Source organism: Priestia endophytica (assembly GCF_026790145.1).
Lineage (GTDB): Bacteria > Bacillota > Bacilli > Bacillales > Bacillaceae_H > Bacillus_I > Bacillus_I endophytica_A.
Genome location: NZ_JALAMS010000001.1, coordinates 578,427 through 600,500 on the forward strand (window position 1 = coordinate 578,427; position 22,074 = coordinate 600,500).

The 22,074-nt window shown below is 36.8% G+C and carries 20 protein-coding genes, 1 other RNA gene, 1 pseudogene and 1 riboswitch; of the genes and pseudogenes, 16 read left to right on the top strand and 6 right to left on the bottom strand.

Annotation, left to right across the window (positions count from 1 at the left end; genetic code table 11):
- Window positions 1-31: 31 nt before the first annotated feature.
- Window positions 32-1,159 (bottom strand): 2-methylaconitate cis-trans isomerase PrpF family protein, encoded by a 1,128-nt coding sequence (locus tag MOC86_RS02960; RefSeq protein WP_268582645.1) that lies wholly within the window; start codon window positions 1,157-1,159, stop codon window positions 32-34.
- A gap of 145 nt (window positions 1,160-1,304) precedes the next feature.
- On the opposite strand from MOC86_RS02960, the gene MOC86_RS02965 reads away from it, so the two are divergent.
- Both MOC86_RS02965 and MOC86_RS02970 read left to right on the top strand, forming a co-directional pair.
- Window positions 1,305-2,165: a LysR family transcriptional regulator gene (locus MOC86_RS02965; RefSeq protein ID WP_268582646.1), complete on the top strand. Its 861-nt coding sequence runs from the start codon at window positions 1,305-1,307 to the stop codon at window positions 2,163-2,165.
- A 199-nt stretch (window positions 2,166-2,364) separates the two neighbouring features.
- On the top strand, window positions 2,365-3,675 hold the full coding sequence (locus MOC86_RS02970; RefSeq protein WP_268582867.1) for a CitMHS family transporter: 1,311 nt from the start codon (window positions 2,365-2,367) through the stop codon (window positions 3,673-3,675).
- A 44-nt stretch (window positions 3,676-3,719) separates the two neighbouring features.
- On the opposite strand, the gene yyaC is transcribed toward MOC86_RS02970, so the two are convergent.
- Both yyaC and MOC86_RS02980 read right to left on the bottom strand, forming a co-directional pair.
- A complete protein-coding gene (gene yyaC, locus MOC86_RS02975; RefSeq protein ID WP_268582647.1) occupies window positions 3,720-4,253 on the bottom strand; it encodes a spore protease YyaC in 534 nt (177 codons plus the stop codon).
- 122 nt (window positions 4,254-4,375) lie between these two features.
- Window positions 4,376-4,621, bottom strand: a complete 246-nt coding sequence (locus MOC86_RS02980) for a hypothetical protein (protein ID WP_019393115.1) — start codon at window positions 4,619-4,621, stop codon at window positions 4,376-4,378.
- Between the two features lie 155 nt (window positions 4,622-4,776).
- Here MOC86_RS02980 and MOC86_RS02985 point away from each other — a divergent pair, with 155 nt between their 5' ends.
- From MOC86_RS02985 to MOC86_RS03005, 5 genes are all read left to right on the top strand, one after another.
- A complete protein-coding gene (locus MOC86_RS02985) occupies window positions 4,777-5,247 on the top strand; it encodes a GNAT family N-acetyltransferase (RefSeq protein ID WP_268582649.1) in 471 nt (156 codons plus the stop codon).
- Window positions 5,248-5,396: 149 nt separating this feature from the next.
- Window positions 5,397-6,422 (top strand): Gfo/Idh/MocA family oxidoreductase, encoded by a 1,026-nt coding sequence (locus MOC86_RS02990; RefSeq protein ID WP_268582650.1) that lies wholly within the window; start codon window positions 5,397-5,399, stop codon window positions 6,420-6,422.
- A 78-nt stretch (window positions 6,423-6,500) separates the two neighbouring features.
- Entirely contained in the window at window positions 6,501-7,505 is a 1,005-nt protein-coding gene (locus tag MOC86_RS02995) for a LacI family DNA-binding transcriptional regulator (protein ID WP_268582651.1), read from the top strand.
- Between the two features lie 60 nt (window positions 7,506-7,565).
- On the top strand, window positions 7,566-8,945 hold the full coding sequence (locus MOC86_RS03000) for a sugar porter family MFS transporter (RefSeq protein WP_268582868.1): 1,380 nt from the start codon (window positions 7,566-7,568) through the stop codon (window positions 8,943-8,945).
- A 31-nt stretch (window positions 8,946-8,976) separates the two neighbouring features.
- Window positions 8,977-9,804, top strand: a complete 828-nt coding sequence (locus tag MOC86_RS03005; RefSeq protein WP_268582652.1) for a sugar phosphate isomerase/epimerase family protein — start codon at window positions 8,977-8,979, stop codon at window positions 9,802-9,804.
- Between the two features lie 62 nt (window positions 9,805-9,866).
- On the opposite strand, the pseudogene MOC86_RS03010 reads toward MOC86_RS03005, so the two are convergent.
- Both MOC86_RS03010 and MOC86_RS03015 read right to left on the bottom strand, forming a co-directional pair.
- Window positions 9,867-10,217, bottom strand: a pseudogene (locus MOC86_RS03010) (MFS transporter); the annotation flags it as partial.
- Between the two features lie 114 nt (window positions 10,218-10,331).
- Window positions 10,332-11,420: a GntR family transcriptional regulator gene (locus MOC86_RS03015; RefSeq protein WP_243513532.1), complete on the bottom strand. Its 1,089-nt coding sequence runs from the start codon at window positions 11,418-11,420 to the stop codon at window positions 10,332-10,334.
- Window positions 11,421-11,921: 501 nt separating this feature from the next.
- On the opposite strand from MOC86_RS03015, the gene MOC86_RS03020 reads away from it, so the two are divergent.
- From MOC86_RS03020 to MOC86_RS03050, 7 genes are all read left to right on the top strand, one after another.
- On the top strand, window positions 11,922-14,168 hold the full coding sequence (locus MOC86_RS03020; protein WP_268582653.1) for a DEAD/DEAH box helicase: 2,247 nt from the start codon (window positions 11,922-11,924) through the stop codon (window positions 14,166-14,168).
- Window positions 14,169-14,195: 27 nt separating this feature from the next.
- Complete coding sequence (locus MOC86_RS03025; protein WP_268582654.1) at window positions 14,196-15,419, top strand: ribonuclease H-like domain-containing protein; 1,224 nt, start codon at window positions 14,196-14,198, stop codon at window positions 15,417-15,419.
- 311 nt (window positions 15,420-15,730) lie between these two features.
- Complete coding sequence (locus MOC86_RS03030) at window positions 15,731-15,994, top strand: spore coat protein (RefSeq protein WP_113713547.1); 264 nt, start codon at window positions 15,731-15,733, stop codon at window positions 15,992-15,994.
- Between the two features lie 57 nt (window positions 15,995-16,051).
- Complete coding sequence (locus MOC86_RS03035) at window positions 16,052-16,597, top strand: DUF1273 domain-containing protein (RefSeq protein WP_268582655.1); 546 nt, start codon at window positions 16,052-16,054, stop codon at window positions 16,595-16,597.
- Between the two features lie 168 nt (window positions 16,598-16,765).
- Window positions 16,766-17,098: a cell division regulator GpsB gene (gpsB, locus tag MOC86_RS03040; RefSeq protein ID WP_243513527.1), complete on the top strand. Its 333-nt coding sequence runs from the start codon at window positions 16,766-16,768 to the stop codon at window positions 17,096-17,098.
- A 78-nt stretch (window positions 17,099-17,176) separates the two neighbouring features.
- An RNA gene (gene rnpB, locus MOC86_RS03045) (RNase P RNA component class B) lies at window positions 17,177-17,564 on the top strand.
- Window positions 17,565-17,704: 140 nt separating this feature from the next.
- Window positions 17,705-18,856, top strand: a complete 1,152-nt coding sequence (locus tag MOC86_RS03050) for a THUMP domain-containing class I SAM-dependent RNA methyltransferase (protein WP_268582656.1) — start codon at window positions 17,705-17,707, stop codon at window positions 18,854-18,856.
- Window positions 18,857-18,896: 40 nt separating this feature from the next.
- On the opposite strand, the gene MOC86_RS03055 is transcribed toward MOC86_RS03050, so the two are convergent.
- On the bottom strand, window positions 18,897-19,880 hold the full coding sequence (locus MOC86_RS03055; RefSeq protein WP_268582657.1) for a Gfo/Idh/MocA family protein: 984 nt from the start codon (window positions 19,878-19,880) through the stop codon (window positions 18,897-18,899).
- 132 nt (window positions 19,881-20,012) lie between these two features.
- On the opposite strand from MOC86_RS03055, the gene MOC86_RS03060 reads away from it, so the two are divergent.
- Window positions 20,013-20,204: a DUF3921 family protein gene (locus MOC86_RS03060; RefSeq protein ID WP_019393131.1), complete on the top strand. Its 192-nt coding sequence runs from the start codon at window positions 20,013-20,015 to the stop codon at window positions 20,202-20,204.
- 78 nt (window positions 20,205-20,282) lie between these two features.
- Window positions 20,283-21,791, top strand: a complete 1,509-nt coding sequence (locus MOC86_RS03065) for a carboxypeptidase M32 (RefSeq protein ID WP_268582658.1) — start codon at window positions 20,283-20,285, stop codon at window positions 21,789-21,791.
- A 138-nt stretch (window positions 21,792-21,929) separates the two neighbouring features.
- A riboswitch (purine riboswitch) is annotated at window positions 21,930-22,032 on the top strand.
- Window positions 22,033-22,074 lie beyond the last annotated feature (42 nt).

Sequence of the window (22,074 nt, forward strand, 5' to 3'; positions counted from 1 at the left end):
AGAATATTACTAGAAGTTTAAATGTAGCAAGTTAGGCGAGATTGTAAGATATCTCATAGTTATGTTTTGTATAAACATAACCTTCGAAAATCTTCCGAGCTGTACGAGCTACTTTAATGCTTTGAATATGACCTGCTTCAATATCAACTTTTGTTTCCATAATGCCTGCTGGGTGACCTAAACGAAATATAGCATTATTCACTTTTACTAAATCAGAAACAATGGTATCTTCTAAGAAAGCTGATGCTGTAGAGCAAATAGCTCCTGTAATCGCTAAGGCTTGATGAGGTTTTTGCATAGACATCATTCGAATGACAAGATTCATATTTTTTGCTTCTCTATTTACACCTGTTACATCCGTATAGTTCATAGGGGGAGCAATGAGAGTTAGCTTTGGTACAGCTGGGGTTTTTACGGTTGCCTTTTCTTTAGGAGAAAAACCGCACAGTTCAGCAGCAATGGAACGAATACTTTCAAATAAATCTAATTGTTCAGGTGTGTATTCATGTGGTAATTCCGTTCCAGTTAAGCCGATGTCCGCAGCCCGTATAAATACAAGTGGATTTGCAACATCTACAATTGAGATCTGCAAGATTTTATCTTTCACTTTTATTGTATCTTTAGGATTTCCAGTCGGAAAAAGTTTTCCTGTCACAGCTCCTTCACTTTTAGTGAAAGAAAGATAGATAGGAGAACCTGTACCAGGTACGCCTGGAATTGAAAATCTTCCGTCAGTTTTTACATGCCCATCTTTCACTTCAACATCTGCCGTAATAAGCTTTTTCGTATTTGTGTTGAAAATTCTTACTGTTGTAATTGGTTCTACCGCTTGGACAAGTCCTTGCTCAATAGCATATGGGCCAACTGCTGATGAGATGTTTCCGCAGTTTCCTTTAAAATCAACGGTCTGATTTGTTAAACTCACTTGTCCAAATGTGTATTCAACATCAATATGAGGAGAAGTGGATTTACGAATAATAGCAGCTTTACTTGTTAAAGAGTTTCCACCCCCAAGACCATCAATTTGACGTTGATCAGGACTTCCCATTATATCAAGCAGAAAAGCTTCCCATTGAGAATGATCTGAAGGCATATGATCATAGTTGAAAAATACGGCTTTGCTTGTTCCACCACGCATTAAAGCTACAGGTACTTTCATTAGGATAACCACCTTTATGATAAGATTTTCTTTGGTACCGCTTCCTTTAGAAATATAGTATGATATGTTTGGTTATAAGTGAAATACATATTTTTAAAGTAATAGTATAAAAAAATTTTATAATCTAGATGAGGGAGGAATTAGAATGGATGAAAAGGACTGGGTAGCTATTAAAACGCTATATGAAGAGAAAAATATAAGCAGAGCGGCAGAGCGCCTTTATGTATCACAGCCTGCTTTGACGTACAGGCTTAAAAACTTGGAAAATGAGTTTGGTACTTCTATATTTTTAAAAGTTAAAGGGGGGATTGAATTTACTTCAGAAGGTATTCACTTGGCTAGCTATGCAGAGGAGATGATTAAAAAGCTGCAGCTTACAAAAGATTATATGTTGAATATGAAAAATGAGGTTAGAGGCACTCTAAGGTTGGGAGCGTCGAGTAATTTTGCTCAATATAAACTGCCGAAAATTTTAAAACAGTACTCAAATCAGTTTCCACTTGTTCAGTTTAACGTAAACACCGGGTGGAGCACAGAGATTATGAACCTTTTAAATTCTTCGGTTGTGCAACTTGGTATTTTACGAGGAAATTATCGCTGGCATGGAATGAAGACGCTTCTTCACAGAGAGCGTCTTTGCTTAATTTCAAAAAGAGAAGTAAACTTAAACGAATTACCAACGATCCCGTTCATTAACTATAAAACAGATAGCTCTTTAAAAAATCTTATTACAGGATGGTGGAATGATCGATTCTCAACGCCTCCTCGTGTCACAATGGAAACGGACCGGCAAGAAACATGCAAAGAGATGGTGAAAAATGATTTAGGTGTTTCTATTCTTCCGGAGATTTGCATGCAGCCTTCCGATAATCTTTATACATATGGTCTTTCTTATAAAAATGGTGAACCTGTTCTTCGTAATACATGGCTTATGTACCATCAAGATTCATTAAAACTTGCCGCTGTAAAACAATTTATTGATTTCATAAATAAGATGAAACTATAAAAGTACGCATTGCGTGCTTTTTTCTTTTAAATTTGGATTATAAGTTTTTTTTAATATTTTTATCAAAAAAATATATTTTACATATTAAAATATTTAGACTAATCTGTAAATAATAACACAGGGAAATTTATATGCTTCGCTTCATTGTCTCTTAAGATTTTGTAAGCGATTTCTTTTTTTATAAGGGGAGGGATTTAACATTTTAACATTTCTAGGAATATCAATGGTTATTGTTTTTACGTATTTAATGATGTCTAAACGTCTATCACCAGTAGCAGCGCTTACCATCATCCCTATCGTTTTTGCTTTGATAGGGGGATTTGGGTCCCAAATTGGAGAGATGATGCTTGACGGTTTAAAAGTTGTAGCTCCTTCAGCAGCTCTTTTATTATTTGCAATTCTCTTTTTTGGTATTTTGATAGATGCGGGTCTTTTTGATCCACTTATTCGAACGATGCTCAAAATTGTGAAGGGTGATCCTGTAAAAATTGCGGTTGGAAGTGCAGTGATAGCTATGACGGTTGCATTGGATGGAGATGGTACGACAACTCATATGATTACCATTTCTGCTATGCTACCGCTATATTTAAGACTTGGAATGAATCCTTTAATCTTGGCTACCGTTTCATTGCTTTCCGTTAGTATTATGAGCGGAATGACACCGTGGGGAGGACCTTCTACAAGGGCAATTGCTTCTCTTAATTTGGATGCAAATGAGTTTTTTATCGGTAGTATACCCACAATGTTAGCAGGAATGATGTGTATTGTTTTTACGGCTTATATGCTTGGAAGAAAAGAGCGAAAGCGCCTTGGAGTTATCACAATAAAGGAAGCTGCAGAGATGAAAAGCGCTATTAGTGAAGCTGCCGTCACTTCTATTGCACAAGATAACTTGAAGCGACCAAATTTAAGATGGCTGAATTTGATTTTAACTATCACTGTTATGGTTGTTCTAATCATGGGCTTAATTCCAATCCCAGTCTTGTTTCTAATTGGTTTTGTCGTAGTATCTGTTATTAATTATCCAAATATAGAGCAGCAGAGAGAGAGGATTATTGCTCATGCAGGAAATGCAATTACGGTTGTTACGCTTGTATTCGCCGCTGGTATCTTTACAGGGATTTTTTCTGGTACAAAAATGGTAGATGCTATAGCTAATTCTCTAGTCGCTATTATCCCTGAATCACTAGGATCGTTTTTTCCTATTGTTGTGGCTTTAACAAGTATGCCTTTTACCTTTATTTTATCTAACGATGCTTACTATTTTGGAGTTTTGCCTATTTTAGCTGAAGCAGGAACAAGTTATGGAGCGACGGCTGTTGAAATTGCACGAGCCTCTGTATTAGGTCAGCCTATTCACTTTTTAAGCCCTCTTGTTGCTTCAACACTCTTGCTCGTCGGAATGGTAAAAAAAGATCTTGGTGAGATTCAAAAGTTTGCTTTTGTATGGGCTCTTATTTGTTCACTAGTAATGATCGTAGTTTCAATTATTACAGGAGCTATTATATAAAAAAGCGGTTGTATAACTAGTAGAGGTTATACAACCGCTTTTTTTCATAAATGCTGAACATTTTCTAATGAAGCTTGATATACGGCTTCCGAAATAGCTAGAGCAAGATTTCTTACTATATAAAGACGTGTATCGTTGAGGAATTGAGTAGAAGGGAGGGGATCAACATAGTTTACAACGCCTGTGATATGAAAATCACCTGTTTTGGGAAGCAGTTTCTTTAAGGCTTTTCCAGGAACAACAGGCCCTTTTTTAAGAAAAGCAGACCCAACATGATCCTCATCTCCTAAAGAAGCATCAATGCTGATAATGAGAGATTTCTTGAATCTTTTAGTGATTTTTTTTAACGTATCTTCTAAATTAAACGCATGAACAGGGGTCTCTAATGTGCCATAAACTTCAAAGGGAACTTTTTTTTCTTTGAGCATTGTTCCAACTAAAGGGCCTAAAGAGTCACCAATAGATCGATCTGATCCTATACATAAAAAGATAATGTCACGATGTTCATACTCTTTAGACTGCATAATATGAGCGAGATCTGATGTTAACTTTATGAAGCTTTGTTCAGCGGAATTCATGAGAAAAAGCCCTCCTTTGCTTTATAAAAATAGTGCGTTTTCTTGTTATTATACGAGTAAAACAAAAGAAGTGCATTAAATAAGAAAGGTAAATAAAAAGACTCAAGATGTTCTTGAGTCTTTTAGCGATTCAGTTTGGCATGGTTAATAAATGTTTGTTCTTCTTCCACAAGCCCGCACGTTCCGCACTGAACTTTTCGTTCTGGTCCTTTGTAAGCTAAATGGAATGCATCCCGATTGCTATCATCATATTCATTTGTAATTTCTCCAGACTGTGGATCCATTTTTACAGATTGAGCAACTTGAGAAATAAGGTTGAAACGAGTGCGATTGGTTTTGCAGCTTGGGCAAAGATATGGATTTGTCATATATTAGCACCTCCTCTTTCTCTAATATCTCCATGTTCTTTACGTTCATGCGTTTTCGTAAGTATTTCTGTCAAGAATGAATGTTTACTCTAGACTAACGCAGAAGTCTGTTGTTTATAATGAGAAGAAAGATGAGCGGAAAAGGAGAGGTAAAGATGATCATTTATGAATTGAAAGAGAAAATGGAGCTTTTCAATCATGTGGTAGAATTCTTTTGGAATGCTTGGGGAACACAAGCTAATCAGCATTTTTATCAAGATTGTATGCTTCATTCTTGTTATACAGATGAAGAGCTACCCCGTTTTTACATTATGGTGAACGGAAATGAAATTATTGCCTCTTACGCTTTACTACGAACAGATTTCATTAGTCGACAAGATTTAATGCCTTGGTTTTCCTGTCTTTATGTGAAAAAAGAATGGAGAGGAAGAGGCTTAGGTAAACGCCTTTTAGAGCATGGAATTCAAAAAGCAAAAGAGAAAGGATTTGATGAGCTCTACCTGTCAACAAAACTTGAAGACTATTATGAAAAATATGGATGGGACTATATGAAAGATGGTTATTCTATTGAAGGAGAGAAACTGAAAATTTATATCAACACTTCTTTATCATACCCAAAGGACTAAAGCTTTTTTCTGCTTTGTCCTTTGGGTATTTTTCTGAATAATAAAAAAAGATATTGACCTCACTGATGAAAATGCTTACAATCAGTTTATAAGGAAAGAGCTTTCCTAAAATATTTAGTTAGAATAGAACAAACATAGGGGTGTTGGAGATGAAGAAAATTAGAATTGGTCTAGTTGGTGCAGGAAGAATGGGAGCTTTTCATGCAGAAACAATAGAAAAGCGACTTTTGGGAGCAGAATTATATGCTGTAGCTGATCCTATGAGTGGAGCTGCTGAAAAATTAATTCATACACTAGGTTCGTCAGCTAAAGCGTATGATAATCCATCAGATATGTTTAAAGATTCCAATATAGATGGAGTTGTGATTGCTTCGCCAGCTAGAACGCATGCTGAAAATATTATTAGAGCAGCGCAAAATGGAAAAGCTGTGTTTTGCGAAAAACCAATGGCTATAACGATTGAGGAAGCAGATCAGGTGATTCAAACAGTTAATGAGTACAACGTTCCTCTGCAAGTAGGATTTAACCGCAGATTTTCAAAAGATTTTAGAAGCGCACATCATGAGATTTTACAAGGAGATCTTGGAACGCCGCAGCTTTTACGTTCTTTAACAAGAGATCCAGTATTAGCGGACCCAGCCCCTGTTCCAGAGTGGACAATATTTTTAGAAACGCTCATTCATGACTTTGATATTTTAAACTATCTAAATCCAGGATCTCTTCCTGTAGAAGTATATGCTGTAGCAGATGCCTTAGTTAGACCGGATTTTAAGGAAAGGGGTTTCCTAGATACAGCTGTTGTGACAATTAAATATGATAATGGAGCAATTGCTACTGCAGAAGCCAATTTCCAAGCTGTATATGGATATGATGTAAGAGCAGAAGCGTTTGGTTCAAAAGGGATGATGACAATTGGAAGTATTCGAGAATCTAATATGACGCGTTATAACAAAGATGGAGTAAGTTATAATACACTTCGCTATGATCAGCATCTATTACACGATGCTTATGTAGAAGAATTAGCTTCTTTTGTGAATGCTGTTCAAAATAACGAAAAAACAGCAGTTGGAGGAGAAGAAGCAAGAATGGCCCTTCTTATTGCACGTGCTTGCATTGAATCTGTTGTGCAAAAGAAACCAATTCAAATCGAGCACACTGTTTCAAATCTTGTATAAGAAAAGACAGAGAAGAGCTTTTTAGGAAATCGAAGTTCGCTTATACTTATGGTAAACAACAGTAGAGGTGGTTTTCCCATGAAAGCGACAATATATGATGTAGCCAAAAAAGCGAACGTTTCGATTTCAACTGTTTCAAAAGTATTAAATGGAACAGGAAACATTAGTGAGAAAACAAAAAAAAGAATTCGTAATATAATCGAAGAACTTCAGTATCAGCCAAGTGTTGTTTCATCTGTAAAAAAAGCAATTAAAACGATTGGATTATTAATTCCAGATGTAGCAAACCCCTTTATGGCTGAGGTAGCAAGAGCCGTGGAGGACAGCGGAAGGAAGAGGGGATTTAACGTTATTATTTGCAGTACAGATAATGACTCAACAAGAGAAGATCAATATATTTCAATGCTTCGTCAAAAATACGTTGATGGACTTATTATTACAACAGGATTAAAAAACAGAAAAGCAATAAAAGAGCTTGTTGAAAGCGATATGCCTGTTGCTATGCTTTCTCGTGATGTTCCTTATCTTCCGCTTCATACGGTGGTAGTTGATGATTTTCAAGGTGGATATGAAGCAGCTACTCATCTTGCAGACCTTGGACATAAAAGGATGGCCATGATTGCAGAAGATGTTGATGTTCCTTCTATTAAACAGCGGGCAGAGGGATTTAAAGAAGGTCTTCGGCTTTCAAATCTTCCTTTTAATGATAAAGATATTGTCTACTGTCCGCACGATCTTCATGAAAGTAAAAAAGCAAGCTTAAAACTGTTGAAAGATGTTTCAGAAAGACCAACTGCTATTTTCGTTTCAACCGAGATTCTTGCTCTCGGGGTTTTGCAAGCTGCTCGTTCTTTAAATATTTCCGTTCCGCATGAACTTTCTGTGATTGGCTTTGATAATAGCATACTTGCTAAAATTAGCGATCCACAGCTTACAACAATTGAACAGCCAAAGAAAGAAATGGGCGAAAAAGTCATTGAACTTCTTATAAGTGAGATTGAGCAAAAAAGCGATGTAAAACAACGAGTAACTCTTTCACCAAAGCTCGTTATAAGAGAGTCGACTTCACAATGTAGGAAATAAAAAAGAGCGTAGTACAGAAGCAAGCCTTTTGCCAAGAGGTAAATAAAAACTACAGTGGTTTTGGAGGACGTTATGAAATCTAAAAAAGCATATATTAGCGTCATTTATTTTTTTGGAGCTTTAGGTGGGTTGCTTTTTGGCTATGATACAGGCGTTATATCTGGAGCGCTGTTATTTATTAAGGAAGATTTAGGATTAACCCCTTTTATGGAAGGACTAGTTGTAAGCGGCGTTTTAATTGGTGCCTTAGTTGGGGCTGCTCTTTGCGGACCTATAGCTGACAAGGTTGGCCGAAAGAAAACGATTATATTGCTTGGTGTTCTATTTACAATTGGAGCAATTGGAACAGGTTTAGCACCAAACGTGGAAGTCCTTGTGTTATTTCGGATTTTCCTTGGTGTTCCTGTTGGGGGAGCTTCTGCTCTTGTACCACTTTATCTTTCAGAGATGGCCCCTGCAGCAATACGTGGAAGAGTTGCTTCACTAAATACGCTAATGAATGCATTAGGTATTCTTATGGCTTATATCGTCAACTTCGCTTTCTCTGCTTCAGGAAGATGGGATTGGATGCTGATTTTAGCCGTCGTACCTTCTGTTCTTTTAATGATTGGAATGTTTTTTATGCCGGAAAGTCCACGCTGGCTATTAAAGCAAAATCGAGAAGGAGACGCGCGCAAAGTTTTGCTGTTAACTCGTGACGCAAAGCTTGTTGAAGAAGAAATTAAGAATATCCAAGAAGTAAAAGCAGCGGAAAAAGTTCCTTTCTCTGCTCTATTTGCTCCAGCTGTAAAACCCATTTTATTCATCGGGGTAGGAATAGCTATTTTTCAACAGATGATTGGAACAAACACTATCATCTATTACACCCCAACCATTTTAGAAAATGCAGGTTTTGGGGCTTCAAGTGCTATTGCTGGAACGATTGGAATTGGAATTGTAAACTTACTTTTTACAATGATTGGTCTAGTTCTGATTGATAAAATAGGTAGAAGAATGCTCATGCTGCTCGGTAATGTAGGAATGTCTATTGCTCTTGTTGTGCTTGGGCTTAGCACGCTATTTTTTACAGCGCCCGGATGGCTTTTATTAACATGCTTATGCTTATTTATGGTAGCGTATTCAGCCAGTTGGGGAATGGTTGTATGGGTTGTCCTTGCAGAGATTTTTCCACTGAGAATTCGTGGTACCGCAATCGGATTAGCAAGTACGACGCTTTGGTTAGCAAACATTGTTGTATCCCTTTCATTCCCTGTTTTATTAAATGCTTTTGGCTCAGGTTCGCTTTTCCTTACGTACGGTGCGATTGGCATCTTTGCCTTTCTATTCGTCTATAAATTTGTTCCTGAAACAAAAGGAAAAACGCTTGAAAAAATTGAAGCTGAAATCTCATCAAAGAAAACGATTCGTTCTAGAGAAGTCGCGGTATCTATTCGAAAGTAAAATGAAAAATTATCACATATAGGAGGCCACTATGAAAAGAGACTATGGACTATGTTTATGGACATTTGGAAATGTTCCTTTTGAAGAAAAGTGTCGTCTAGCAAGTGAAGTTGGAGTAAATGGGGTAGAAGTGGAAGGAGATATTAGTCAAGATCCTAGAGAAATAGTCACTATCCTTTCTAAATATGATTTAAAAATCCTGTCTATTACGCCAAACAATGTAGATATCTCAAGTGATAATGAAAGCGTTCGCAAAAAGGCGATTGAGTATTTTCTAGATCTCCTTTCATGGGCAGATGAGCTTGGAGCAAAGCGAATTTGTTTGCATGGGGATGTTGGAAAAGTTGTTGGATGCGGAGACGAACAAAAAGATTGGGCAAGGCTTGTTGAAAGCTCTAAAAAGATATTACAAAAAGCTGAGAACCTTCATATTGAAGTTGTATTTGAAGTATTAAACAGATATGAAAATCACCAAGTACGAACAGGGCAAGAAGCGTTAAAACTCATTGAAGATGTGAAAAGCTCCAATTTGAAAGTTCTCCTTGATTCATATCATATGAACATTGAAGAGGAAAATCCAGCTCAAGCGCTAAAAGAGGTTGGACAACATTTAGGTGTGTATCATATTGGGGATTCAAACCGTCAAGGTATTGGCCAAGGACACGCTAATATTCATGAACAAATTGAAGTGCTGCACGAGATTGACTACAGAGGCCCAATTATTATGGAAATGACTGCTCCTGGACCAAATCCATTTACACCCATAAAGGAAGAAGGGTATATTGAGGTTGTAAAAAATTATTATAAAGACTCTCTTTCTATTATAAAAGAATGGGAGCAAAATAAAATACAAGTATGAAAGAAGCCAAATGCTAATATAGCATTTGGCCTTTTTATTATAAAAAGAGAGTCACTATTCGTTTAAACTGATAGTTTTCGAGTATCTTTTTTGTTTGGTGTCCAAAACTGTTCAATTTCTTCAAGAGATTTATTTTTTGTTTCCGGTACAATTGTCATAACAAAGATAAAGCATATAACGTTAATAACAGCAAACGTCCAAAAAGCATATGCTCCTCCCAATCCGCTTAGGAGCATTGGGGTAAACTGTCCGATTGCTCAGTTTGCTCTCCATAAGAACATCGTCGTTAATCCAACAGCTCTTTCTCTTAAATGGTTTGGGAAAATTTCAGGAATCATAATCCAAGGAATAGGTCCCCTTGAAATACAAAATGCAGCTGTAAATCCAATAATAAAGATAATAAGCCATGAACCTACAATATTAAAGAAGAAAACTCTTGCTTTGGAATTGATTCTGTAATTTATACGTATAAGTGTCAATGGTTAAAAAATGTGCATACAAAAAAACACCTATTGAAAAATAGATGTTTAATTTTTTATTTCTTTTGTTGATTCTCTGATGACAAGCTCTGGTTGGTATACAATCGATTCTACTTTTTTTGTAAGAGGGGCTTCAATAAGTTTTAAAATCATATTTGCTGCGTCAATTCCCATCTGTTCTTTTGGGTGCTTTATCGTTGTCAATTTAACATCTACAATCTTTGCGACCTGTGAGTCATCATATCCAACAACTGATAAATCTTCTGGAATACTCAGGCCTAGTTCTTTAGCGATGCTCATCACAGTTAAAGCAACTTGATCGTTGTAGCATACAATACCAGTTGGGCGATTTGAACTTGTTAAACTTGCTTTAATACGCTGGGGTAACTCTTTCTTTTCCTCGTTTGTTCCATATGTAATAAAATCTCCTGGAACGGATAGAGAAGGATTTTGTTGATAAGCAGAAATAAAGCCATTCATTCGTTTTAACCCTTGGTGATCATCCGTTTTGAAAATTCCAAGGATTTTACGATGTCCAAGTGATAGCAAATGCTCAGTTGCCATATATCCGCCTTTTGTATCATCCATTGTAAGAGAAGGAAAATTTGTGTCTTGATATGTAGAGTGAATCATAACACAAGGCACATTGCTTTTTTCTAAGTTTTTATAAAACCCAATGTTTTGACTAGGATAGGAGCTTTTAGTTGGCTCTACAATAATGCCCTCAATCGGATGTGAGAGTAAATTTTCTAAGCTTTTCCGCTCTAATAAAATGTCATGATGTGTACTAGAAAGTAAAAGTGAAAAAGAATGTTCTGACAAAACTTTTTCAATGCCAACAATAATGCTGGGAAAAATATAGTCAGCAATATGAGTCGTTAGCACAGCAATTGTTTTGGTGAGCGTTTGAGTTTCCTGTTTTTCTCGCCAATTTGCAACATACATTCCGCCACCTTGAATACGATATAGATAATGTTCTACTTCTAAATCTCCAATCGCTCTACGGATAGTATGTCGACTTACATGAAATTTTTCCATAAGTTGTGTTTCAGTTGGTAATTTATCATGCGGGGAAAACTTATCACTCATAAGCCACGATTTAATTTCGTCTTTTACAGTTTTATATTTTGGTTGCATTGTAATCCCTCCATCAATCTTACTAACATCATAACCATTTTATATGCTTCATACAAGAAAAGAGAAAATCGATTTACGAAAATAAATACTCATAAAAATAACAATTTTTATATTTGCACGTATAAATACTACAGTTGATTCATAGAAATCTCTTACATTGAAAAGGTGGGAGAAAACGGGGAGCGAGTATTCAAATGGAGTTAATTTTGAAACTTTATTAGCTCGCTATCGAGGGAAAATCGCGTCTGAATGGGTAATGAAAAAGCTTATATAAATTTTAGATGAGAATGAGGAATTTTATATAGAAAGAAGTAGGAGCGATGAACAAAGAAAGATTTTGTTCATCGCTTTATTTTGTGAAAAAACATAAAAGAGAAGAAAGTACATTTAAATATGAAGAAAAGCGGAATTTTATGCTTTTATATTTAAAGTGAAAGGAAATATTTCTTATAGAAACCGAAACAAACATTCGATAGAATAAAAAGAATAGAGGTGACAAAAATGAAGCATAAAAAATCTTTAAAAGAGTTAATTGATAGATTAAGAGAGAATGAAAATATTGCCTATTGGCATGAAATTGAGCCAAAAGAAGCTAAAACAGTGAAAATGCCCGAAAGTATTGATGAGCGCATTAAGAGAGCATTGAAAAAACGAGGTGTTGAAGAGCTTTATACACATCAAGCAACAGCATATAAGGAAATTCAAGGTAGGAAAAGTATTGTAGCTGTCACACCAACAGCTTCAGGGAAAACGATGTGTTATAACTTACCTGTTTTGCAGTCGATTGCTGAGAACGAAGAAAACCGAGCCCTCTACCTTTTTCCGACAAAGGCGCTTGCTCAAGATCAAAAAAGCGAGCTTAATGAAATCATTGAGGAGATGGGAATTGATATTAAAAGTTACACATATGACGGTGACACATCTCCTCAAATACGGCAAACGGTTCGAAAAGCAGGGCACATTGTGATTACAAATCCTGATATGCTTCATTCGGCTATTTTACCTCATCATACAAAATGGGTCTCTCTTTTTGAGAACCTAAAATATATAGTAATTGATGAACTTCACACATACCGAGGTATTTTTGGCAGCCATGTTACAAATGTTATCCGAAGATTAAAAAGAATTTGCAACTTTTATGGAAGTTATCCGCTCTTTATATGTACATCTGCAACAATTGCCAACCCACTTGAGCTCGGAGAAGGGCTCACGGGAGAGAAGATGACGTTAATTGATAATAACGGAGCGCCAAGCGGAAGAAAACATTTTGTTTTCTACAATCCTCCCATTGTGAACAAGCCGCTTAATATAAGAAAAAGTGCAACAGTTGAAGTGAATGAACTTGCCAAAGATTTCTTAAGGAATAATATTCAAACAATTGTGTTTGCAAGAAGTCGAGTGCGAGTTGAAATTATTTTAAGTCACTTAAAGGAGCTTGTGAAACGTGAGCTTGGACCAAAGTCGATCAGAGGATATCGAGGAGGCTATTTACCGAAACAGCGCCGAGAAATTGAAAGAGGCTTAAGAACAGGAGACATCATGGGGGTTGTGAGTACAAATGCCCTTGAGCTTGGTGTAGATATCGGTCAGCTTCAAGTGTGTGTTATGACGGGATATCCTGGAACTGTTGCAAGTACATGGCAGCAGGCAGGAAGAGCGGGGAGAAAGCACGGAGAAGCGCTCATTGTGATGGTTGGAAGCTCCTCTCCAATGGATCAGTACGTCATTCAGCATCCAGACTATTTTTTTGAACGTTCACCTGAGTTTGCGCGCATTAATCCCGATAACTTAGTGATTTTAGTTGATCATTTGAAATGTGCAGCATACGAACTTCCCTTTAGAAAAGGAGAAGTTTTTGGCGGAGTTGAGGTTGAAGACGTTTTAGAATTTTTAGTGGAGGAAAGAGTGCTTTACGAGTCAGGAGAAAAATGGTACTGGGCTAATGAGTCCTTCCCTGCTACAAATATTAGTCTTCGTTCAGCATCACAAGAAAATGTTGTGATTGTGGATATTTCTGAAACTGGAAATCGGCAAATTATTGGGGAAATGGATCGCTTTAGCGCTATGACACTTCTTCATGAAGAAGCTATTTATCTTCATCAAGGTATTCAGTATCAAGTCGAAGAACTTGATTGGGAAGAAAAGAAAGCATATGTGAGAGAAGTTGACGTTGAGTATTTTACAGATGCAAACTTAGCGGTTAATTTAAAAGTGCTTGAAATTGACGAAAGCATGGAAAATAAGCATTCAAATGTTCACTATGGAGAAGTAGCGGTTAATGCAATGCCAACGATTTTTAAGAAAATCCGTTTAAGTACGTTTGAAAATATTGGATCAGGGCCAATTCATTTGCCGGAGGAAGAGCTTCATACAAGTTCAGCATGGTTTGAGCTACAAGATGTAGGAGAATTTGAAGAAAAAGCACTAGAGCAACTTTTAGCAGGTATTTCAAATGTCCTGCGTCACGTTGTACCTATTCATGTTATGTGTGATCGCAATGATATATATGTTGTTCCCCAAATTAAAGCAACATATACAGGGTTTCCAACAGTCTTTTTGTATGATCGATATCCAGGGGGAATTGGACTTAGTGAAAATGTATTTAAACGATTTGCTGAAATTAAAGAAGCAGCAAAGGATCTTATTGTAAGATGTCCATGTGAAGATGGCTGTCCGTCTTGTATTGGAACAGAAATTGATACCCAAAACGCTAAAGAAAGAAGCTTAGAGCTGCTTGATTTATTATAGAAGGGTTACTTAATCGGAGTGAAAAAAATGTCACTTAAAAACAAACTGGCACGAATGAAATCGCATTTGAATGTAGAAGAAGGAAAAGAAAAACCAAAATCGCGTCCTCCTGTAAAAAGTATTCCACATTTGGACGAGTGGGAAAACTTTAATACGACTGTTTATAAGGGAACAGAAGGATTTTGTTTAATTCGAGAAGTAAAATACCCGCTTGATTATAAACATGGCTTATACACATTCAAGGAGCTTGCTCATGTCATTGAAGGATGGAATGCAACGGATTATCATCATCCGTTATCATCAAAAGGATATAGTACAAATGAACTCTTTTTCTTTGACACGGAAACAACAGGATTAAGCACTGGAGCAGGTACAACGATCTTTTTGCTCGGATATGCGCGGGTTGAACAAGACGGGGTTGTTTTTCGTCAGCATGTTTTACCTGATCAAAGTGGGGAAATTGCTTTTTATGAGAGTTTTTTACAGGAAGTGAACTATGAAGCTCTTGTTACGTACAATGGTAAATCTTTTGATTGGCCAATGGTGAAAACGCGTCATACACTGCTTCGTGAGCATCTGCCAAAGCTTCCTTCATTCGGTCACTTTGATTTACTGCATGCGGCAAGAAGGTTATGGAAGCATAAGTTAGAATCTGTCAAGCTTGTTAACGTTGAGAAAGAAATTTTAAATATTGAGCGTCATGATGACATCCCGGGTTTTTTAGCACCAATGATTTACTTTGACTATGTGGAAACCAAAAAAACTGAGGGTCTTATGAAAGTGATGCAGCATAATGAACACGATATTTTATCGCTTATTACGCTGTACATTCATCTATCAAAACATTTGTTGCAAAATGTTGATAGAACGTCTACAGAATCGTATGAAGTAGCAAGATGGTACGAAGCGCTTGGTGAAAAGGAAAGAGCCGTACGTCAATATGAAGAAGTAATCGATGGAGAGGACGAGGAAGCAGAAAAGGCGCTGTTTGCCTTAGGAATCCAGGCCAAACGTGAGAAAGAGTGGGAAAAAAGTCGAGGGTATTTTGAGAGGATCAAAGGAACAAGAAACCTCATTATGCAAGCTCAAATTGAACTTGCTAAGCTTTATGAACATCAATTTAAAGAAATAAAAGATGCAACTTTTCATGCCGAAAAAGCGTATAGTTATATAGACGAAACAACAAATGAACGTCTAAAACAAGAGCTTGAAAAAAGGTTGAAAAGATTGCGGAAAAAGGTTGCTCTGTAGCGCTTTTAAAAGGAATCATTGCATTGTGAAAATGTAATAAAATGTTGCTTGCTCATGTGATTTAGACTTGCTAAAATATTGCCATATTAAAAGAAAATAGAGAAAGATGGAGAGGTTTCAATGAGACAGATTTTACTAGTGTCTTTTTTTGCACTTGTCGGTTTAACAGTTGTTATATTCAGTAGTTTAAAAAATATAAACATGCTGTTTATGTGAAAAACTACCGAAATTAGGTGTTTATATTAGTACATGTAGTCCCCTTTCATCATAAGTTAGTATTGTACCAATAGAAAGGAAAGGGGAAATGAAAAATGTTTAAAAATCATTGTCATCGTCCGAAAGTATTGCCACCGATTGTTCATCCAACAAAATGTTGTACAACAAACAGCTATGAAGAAGTGATCGTACCACACATTCATCCATCGCACACGACACATGTTCATCACACAAATTTCAAACATCAGCATTACTTCCCGCATACTCAGTCTACTGAAAATGTGGTAACGAACCAGCAATTCAACTACGGACAACGCCCTCCATACGGACAACGCCCTCCATTTGGAGGCGGCTACTAGAAAAGGGAGAAGGAACTAGATCTAGTTCCTTCTTTTACATAGATAGGAGGACAAGCATTGAGTCGTGTTGTAACAATAACAGGATATAAGCCATTTGAGCTTGGTGTGTTTTCTTCTTCACATCCTGGTATTGACTATATAAAAAAAGGAATAAAGAGACGCCTTTTGTCATTTATTGAACAAGGAGGCGAATGGGTCTTAATAAGTGGTCAGCTTGGTGTTGAGCTCTGGAGCGCTGAAGTTGTGCTTGATCTGCAGCTTGAATATCCCGACTTAAAACTAGCGATTTTAACTCCTTTTCTCCATCAAGAAGAAAATTGGAATGAAGAAAATAAAGAGTTTTATGAGTTTATTTGCGGAAGCGCTGACTTTTTTGACAGCATTTCAAAAAAGAAATATGAAAACCCAGCTCAATTTAGAGCAAAGAATCAAATTTTTATGGCGAAAAGCGACAGTATGATTATTGTTTATGATGAGAATAATGAGGGAACACCACAGTATATGTATAAACTCGCTCAAAAGAAAGCAGAAAAAGGAAATTATCCGATTGATGTGATTACAATGGATGATTTGCAGGAAATTGTTAATGAAGACAGTTATTAGCTTTTTGTAACATTTCTGTAAAAGAAAATTGACAAGTGCCTCATTTTTTGAAAAAATAGAGGCAAGAGTTCTTTACTAATTTAAAGAAAAACGTTCGCGAGAGGCACTACATAGCGATCCGGTACAGAAAGCAGTTATTATGAAAAGGGTTATGTATGAGGTGAAAAAATGATTTCAGATAAAATTCAGTTAACGGCAAAGGAAATTTTAGAACAAGATTTTAAAACAAGTATGCGTGGTTATAACCAAGAGGAAGTTGATCAGTTTTTAGACACCATTATTAAAGACTATGAGAACTTTCAGCAGGAGCTAGAAGCTTTGCGTCAAGAAAACAATCGTTTGAAACGTCAGTTAACAGAGATGCCAAAACGTTCAGCACAGCAGCCTAGCAGCCAGCCACAGGCGGCAACACAGCCACAAGCAGGTACAACAAATTTCGATATTTTAAAACGTCTTTCAAACCTAGAAAAGCACGTGTTTGGCAGCAAGTTATACGACTGATGGTAACTTTAACAAAAAAAAGAAGTTGCAAAGTGCGGTTATTTTTATTATACTAAGTTTTGTCGCTATTCGTGATGGCGTTTTAGGTAATCGCTGCATTACTTTGATAATGTAGAGGAAAGTCCATGCTCGCACAAGCTGAGATGCTTGTAGTGTTCGTGCCTAGCCAATTCATAAGCTAGGGTAGCCTTATAAGGGCTAACGGCGGGGAAACAACCTAAGTCATTTGATATGGTTGGAGTACTCTGAAAGTGCCACAGTGACGTAGTCTCACTAGAAATAGTGAGAGTGGAACGCGGTAAACCCCTCGAGCGAGAAACCCAAATAATGGTAGGGGCATCTTCCTAAAGGAACCAAACGGAGGGAAGGACGAAAGCTACGTGCTTTTGTAGATAAATGATTACCACCTGAGTACGAGGCTATATAGCCGCTTGCAGTACAACGGAACAGAACATGGCTTACGAAACGCTATTATGAACGGCTACACTGTAGCTTAAATAATTTCATTCCAACATCAGCTCTCCTAGCGTGGATTACTAGGAGAGTTTTTTTGTGGGAAATATTTTGATATGATATGAATGACTGAACATAATGAGGATGTGAACAATGAAAAAGCAATATACGCTAATTGCAACGGCTGCAATGGGTATTGAAGCAATCGTTGGTAAAGAAGTACAAGAATTAGGATATGAAGCAAACGTAAAAAATGGTCAAGTTGTTTTTAAAGGAGACGAGCTAGCTATCGCGCGTTCAAACCTTTGGCTTCGAACAGCGGATCGTGTGAAAATTAAAGTTGGTGAGTTTAAAGCAACAACATTTGATGAGCTCTTTGAAGGAACAAAAGCACTTGATTGGGGACGCTTTTTACCTGCTGATGCAAACTTTCCTGTGAGTGGAAAATCAGTAAAATCAAAGCTTTTTAGCGTTTCAGACTGTCAAGGTATTGTGAAAAAAGCCATTGTAGAGAAAGTGAAAAGCCATTATGGTGTAAGAAGCGGATGGCTTGAAGAAACAGGACCGCTCTTTAAAATTGAAGTTTCTCTTTTAAAAGATATTGCAACAATCACAATTGATACGTCAGGTGCTGGATTACATAAGCGCGGCTACAGAACAGGACAAGGGGAAGCTCCGTTAAAAGAGACGCTCGCAGCAGCTCTTATTAAACTTACAACATGGCATCCAGATCGTCCGTTCATTGATCCGTTCTGTGGGTCTGGAACAATTCCGATTGAAGCAGCTCTTATCGGTCAAAATATTGCTCCAGGCTTTAACCGTGAGTTTGACTCAGAGCAGTGGCCATGGATGTCACAGGAAGTATGGGATAAAGCACGCGAAGAAGCCGAAGATCTTGCAAACTATGATCAACCGCTTGATATTGCAGGATATGACATTAACCACAAAATGATTGATATTGCAAAAAATAATGCCATTGAAGCAGGTCTTGGAGATTTGGTTGAATTCAAGCAAATGCAGGCAAGTGACCTTACGTCAAACAAAGAATACGGAGTTATTGTGGCGAATCCTCCGTATGGTGAACGTATGCAAGAGCGTAAGCAAGTTGAACGTCTCTATGAAGAGATTGGTATATCTTTCAATAAACTTGATACATGGAGCGCATATATTATTACGTCACATAAAGGATTCGAACAGTTTTACGGAAAACAAGCAACAAAGAAACGTAAATTGTTTAATGGCTTTATTGAAACGAATTATTATCAATATTGGGGACCGCGTCCATCGCGAAAGCCTCAATCATAAAATAAGGGTTGAAAAAGCAGTGCTTTTTCAACCCTTATTTTTATTGATCAGCCGGAAAAACAAGGCCGATTTGTTGCCTGATGTCTGTTAAAACTTTTGCTGTGATAAGTGAATTTTTATGTGAATTCACTTTTGATTCTAAACGCCCTTCCTTAATGAGTGTTAAGAATTCTTTTGTTTCAGCATACATTGCTTTTTCATTTTGCTCTACACTAATGTCTTCTTGTTCACCATTACGGTAATAAATGTGTGCTTTTTTCGGCGTGTGAATTTCATCAATTACCATGTTTCCTTCTTCACCTTGAATTTCAGAAGGAAGAGAAGAATTGGTGATTTTAGAGTACGTAATAACAGCTTCCATATCTTCGTATGTAAGAATGATGCTTCCTTGTCCATCAACCCCTGAAGAAAGCATTGTTGCTTCTGCTTTTACGCTTTTTGGTTGCCCAAAGAGGACAACGAGAGGATAAAGGCAGTATACGCCAAGGTCCATAAGTGCGCCGTTTGAAAATTTTGGATTGAATGCGTTTAAGACAGTCCCTTCTTTAAATGCATCATAGCGTGATGAGTACTGACAATAGTTCCCAACATAGCGGCGGACAGTCCCTAGTTTATGGACATTTTCTTTTATGTTTAGGAAGGTTGGTAAAAGCGTTGCTTTCATAGCTTCCATAAATACTACTTTTTGTTCTTGAGCTGTTTTAATCATATTTTCTACTTCTACTGCATTTGAAGCAAGCGGTTTTTCACATAAAACATGAATACCGTGCTTCATACAAAGAATAGCCTGGTCATGATGAAAAGAGTTTGGGCTTGCAATGTAAACTGCATCAATTTCATTGCTTTTTGCCATTTCTTCAATAGAAGTAAAGGTAAAAGAAGCACCTGTTTTATGAGCAAATTCGCGCGCTTTCTCTTCTGTTCTTGAATAGACAGAAGTAAGAGAGAAATCATCGAGTTCTTTAGCTGCATCAATAAAACGCTCTGTTATCCAGTTGGTCCCAATAACGCCAAATCGTATCATTTTTGTTCCTCCTTCAACTTTCTATAGTAAGTATATCCTTTTATGAAAAAGACGACAATAAAAGAAGGCATAGAATGAGAATCCTTGAATATAGTAGAGGTATTCATGAAAAATATAAGGAGGAATGCTTGAATGAAAGAACGTATCAATTTTTCTCTCATCCAGCAAGCGTTGGAGAGAAGTTACAATGAGTTAAACGGAACAGGCGAAATGTCGGAGATTACAGCAACTGAGTTTGCGAATGCGAGAGAAGATTTACTTGCTGCTCAAAACTATGAAATGCTTGTTGGAAAACGATATTCCTATTATATCTCACATAAGTAAGTAGGGATGCTAAAATCAGCATCCTTTTTTTGTTTTATGATACGATAGGAATAAGTAACCAAAAGGAGTGTGCAGTGAATGGATATAAATAAACGAAAAGAGGAATTTCACGCATATGTTGAGAAAATGGGAGGATATGAGGAAGCTGTAAACGTAATGTATTGGGATATGCGAACAGGAGCTCCGAAAAAAGGAGTAAAGCAACGTTCTAACGTTTTGGCTATGCTCTCAAGCGATATTTTCGCAATGTCTATTTCAAATGAAATGGCGGGATATATAAAGGATTTAGGAGACGAAGAAGTTAAAAAAGAGCTTGATGCTATTACGCTAAAAATGGTTGAAGAATGTAAAAAAGACTATGAGCAAAATCAAAAAATTCCAGAGCAAGAATATCGTGAATATGTAATGCTAACTTCTGAAGCAGGAAGCATCTGGGAAGAAGCAAGAGAGAAAAGTGACTTTTCTCTTTTCGAACCGTACTTGGAACGGATTGTAGCCTTTAATCAAAAGTTTGCAGAGTACTGGGGATATGAAGGACATAAATATAACGCACTTCTCGATACATACGAACCAGGCGTTACAGTAGAAACGCTTGATCGTGTTTTTGGAGATTTAAAAGAAACGCTTTTAACTCTTTTACAAAAAGTCCAAAAAGCCGAGTCTCCTAAAACAGATTTTTTATATGAAGCATTTCCAAAGGAAAAACAAGAAGCATTTAGCTTAGAAATATTAAAAGAGCTTGATTATGATTTTGAAGCAGGCCGCCTTGATGAAACGGTTCATCCGTTTGCAATTGGCCTTAATCCAGGAGATGTGAGAATTACAACTAAATATGATGAAAGCGATTTTCGCGTTGCCATTTTTGGAACAATTCATGAATGCGGACACGCCGTATATGAACAAAACATTTCAAAAGAGCTTGTTGGAACAAATCTTTGCACAGGAACGTCAATGGGAATTCATGAATCACAGTCTCTTTTTTATGAGCTTATGATTGGGCGAACAAAAGCATTTTGGGAGCGTCATTATGAAGCATTGAAAGAGCATGGAGGTTCTCAATTCCAAAACGTTGATCTTGATGAGTTTTATCGAGCGGTAAATGAAGTAAAACCGTCACTTATCCGCATTGAAGCAGACGAATTAACGTATGTTCTTCACATTATTATCCGCTATGAAATTGAGAAAGCACTCATAAACGGAGAAATCAAAGTAAAAGACTTGCCAACGATTTGGAATGACAAATATGAAGAATACCTAGGAGTTCGTCCAGCACACGATGGAGAAGGAGTGCTTCAAGACGTACACTGGTCTGATGGAAGCTTTGGTTATTTTCCTTCTTATGCTCTTGGCTATATTTATGCAGCACAGCTAAAAAATGCACTTGTAAAAGATATCCCAGACTTTGAAGAACGAATTCAACAAGGAAAAGTGACTGAGATAAGAGCATGGTTGACGAAACATATTCATCAATATGGAAAATTAAAAGATCCGTTAGAATTATTAAAAGCAGCGACAGGAGAAGGATTAGAAGCTCGCTATTTAGTTGAACATTTAGCAGAAAAATATAGCAAGCTTTATAATCTATAAAAGAGCAATAAAAAGAAAATTAGAATAATGACGAATATTCAAGCGTAAAACCTTTGTGAAAGTTCGACTTTTTTAAAATACCCTCTTTTCATAGGGAAAAATAGCTGTTATAATTCAACATATCATCTTAATAAAATAAGATTCATATGTATTGTAACTCATATAATTGCGAGAATATGGCTCGCTAAGTTTCTACCGGATTACCGTAAATAATTCGACTATGAGTAGGCAGCACGTCTTTTAATTTGCACAAAGGTTTTTTAGGTTTCTTTGTGTAACGTCT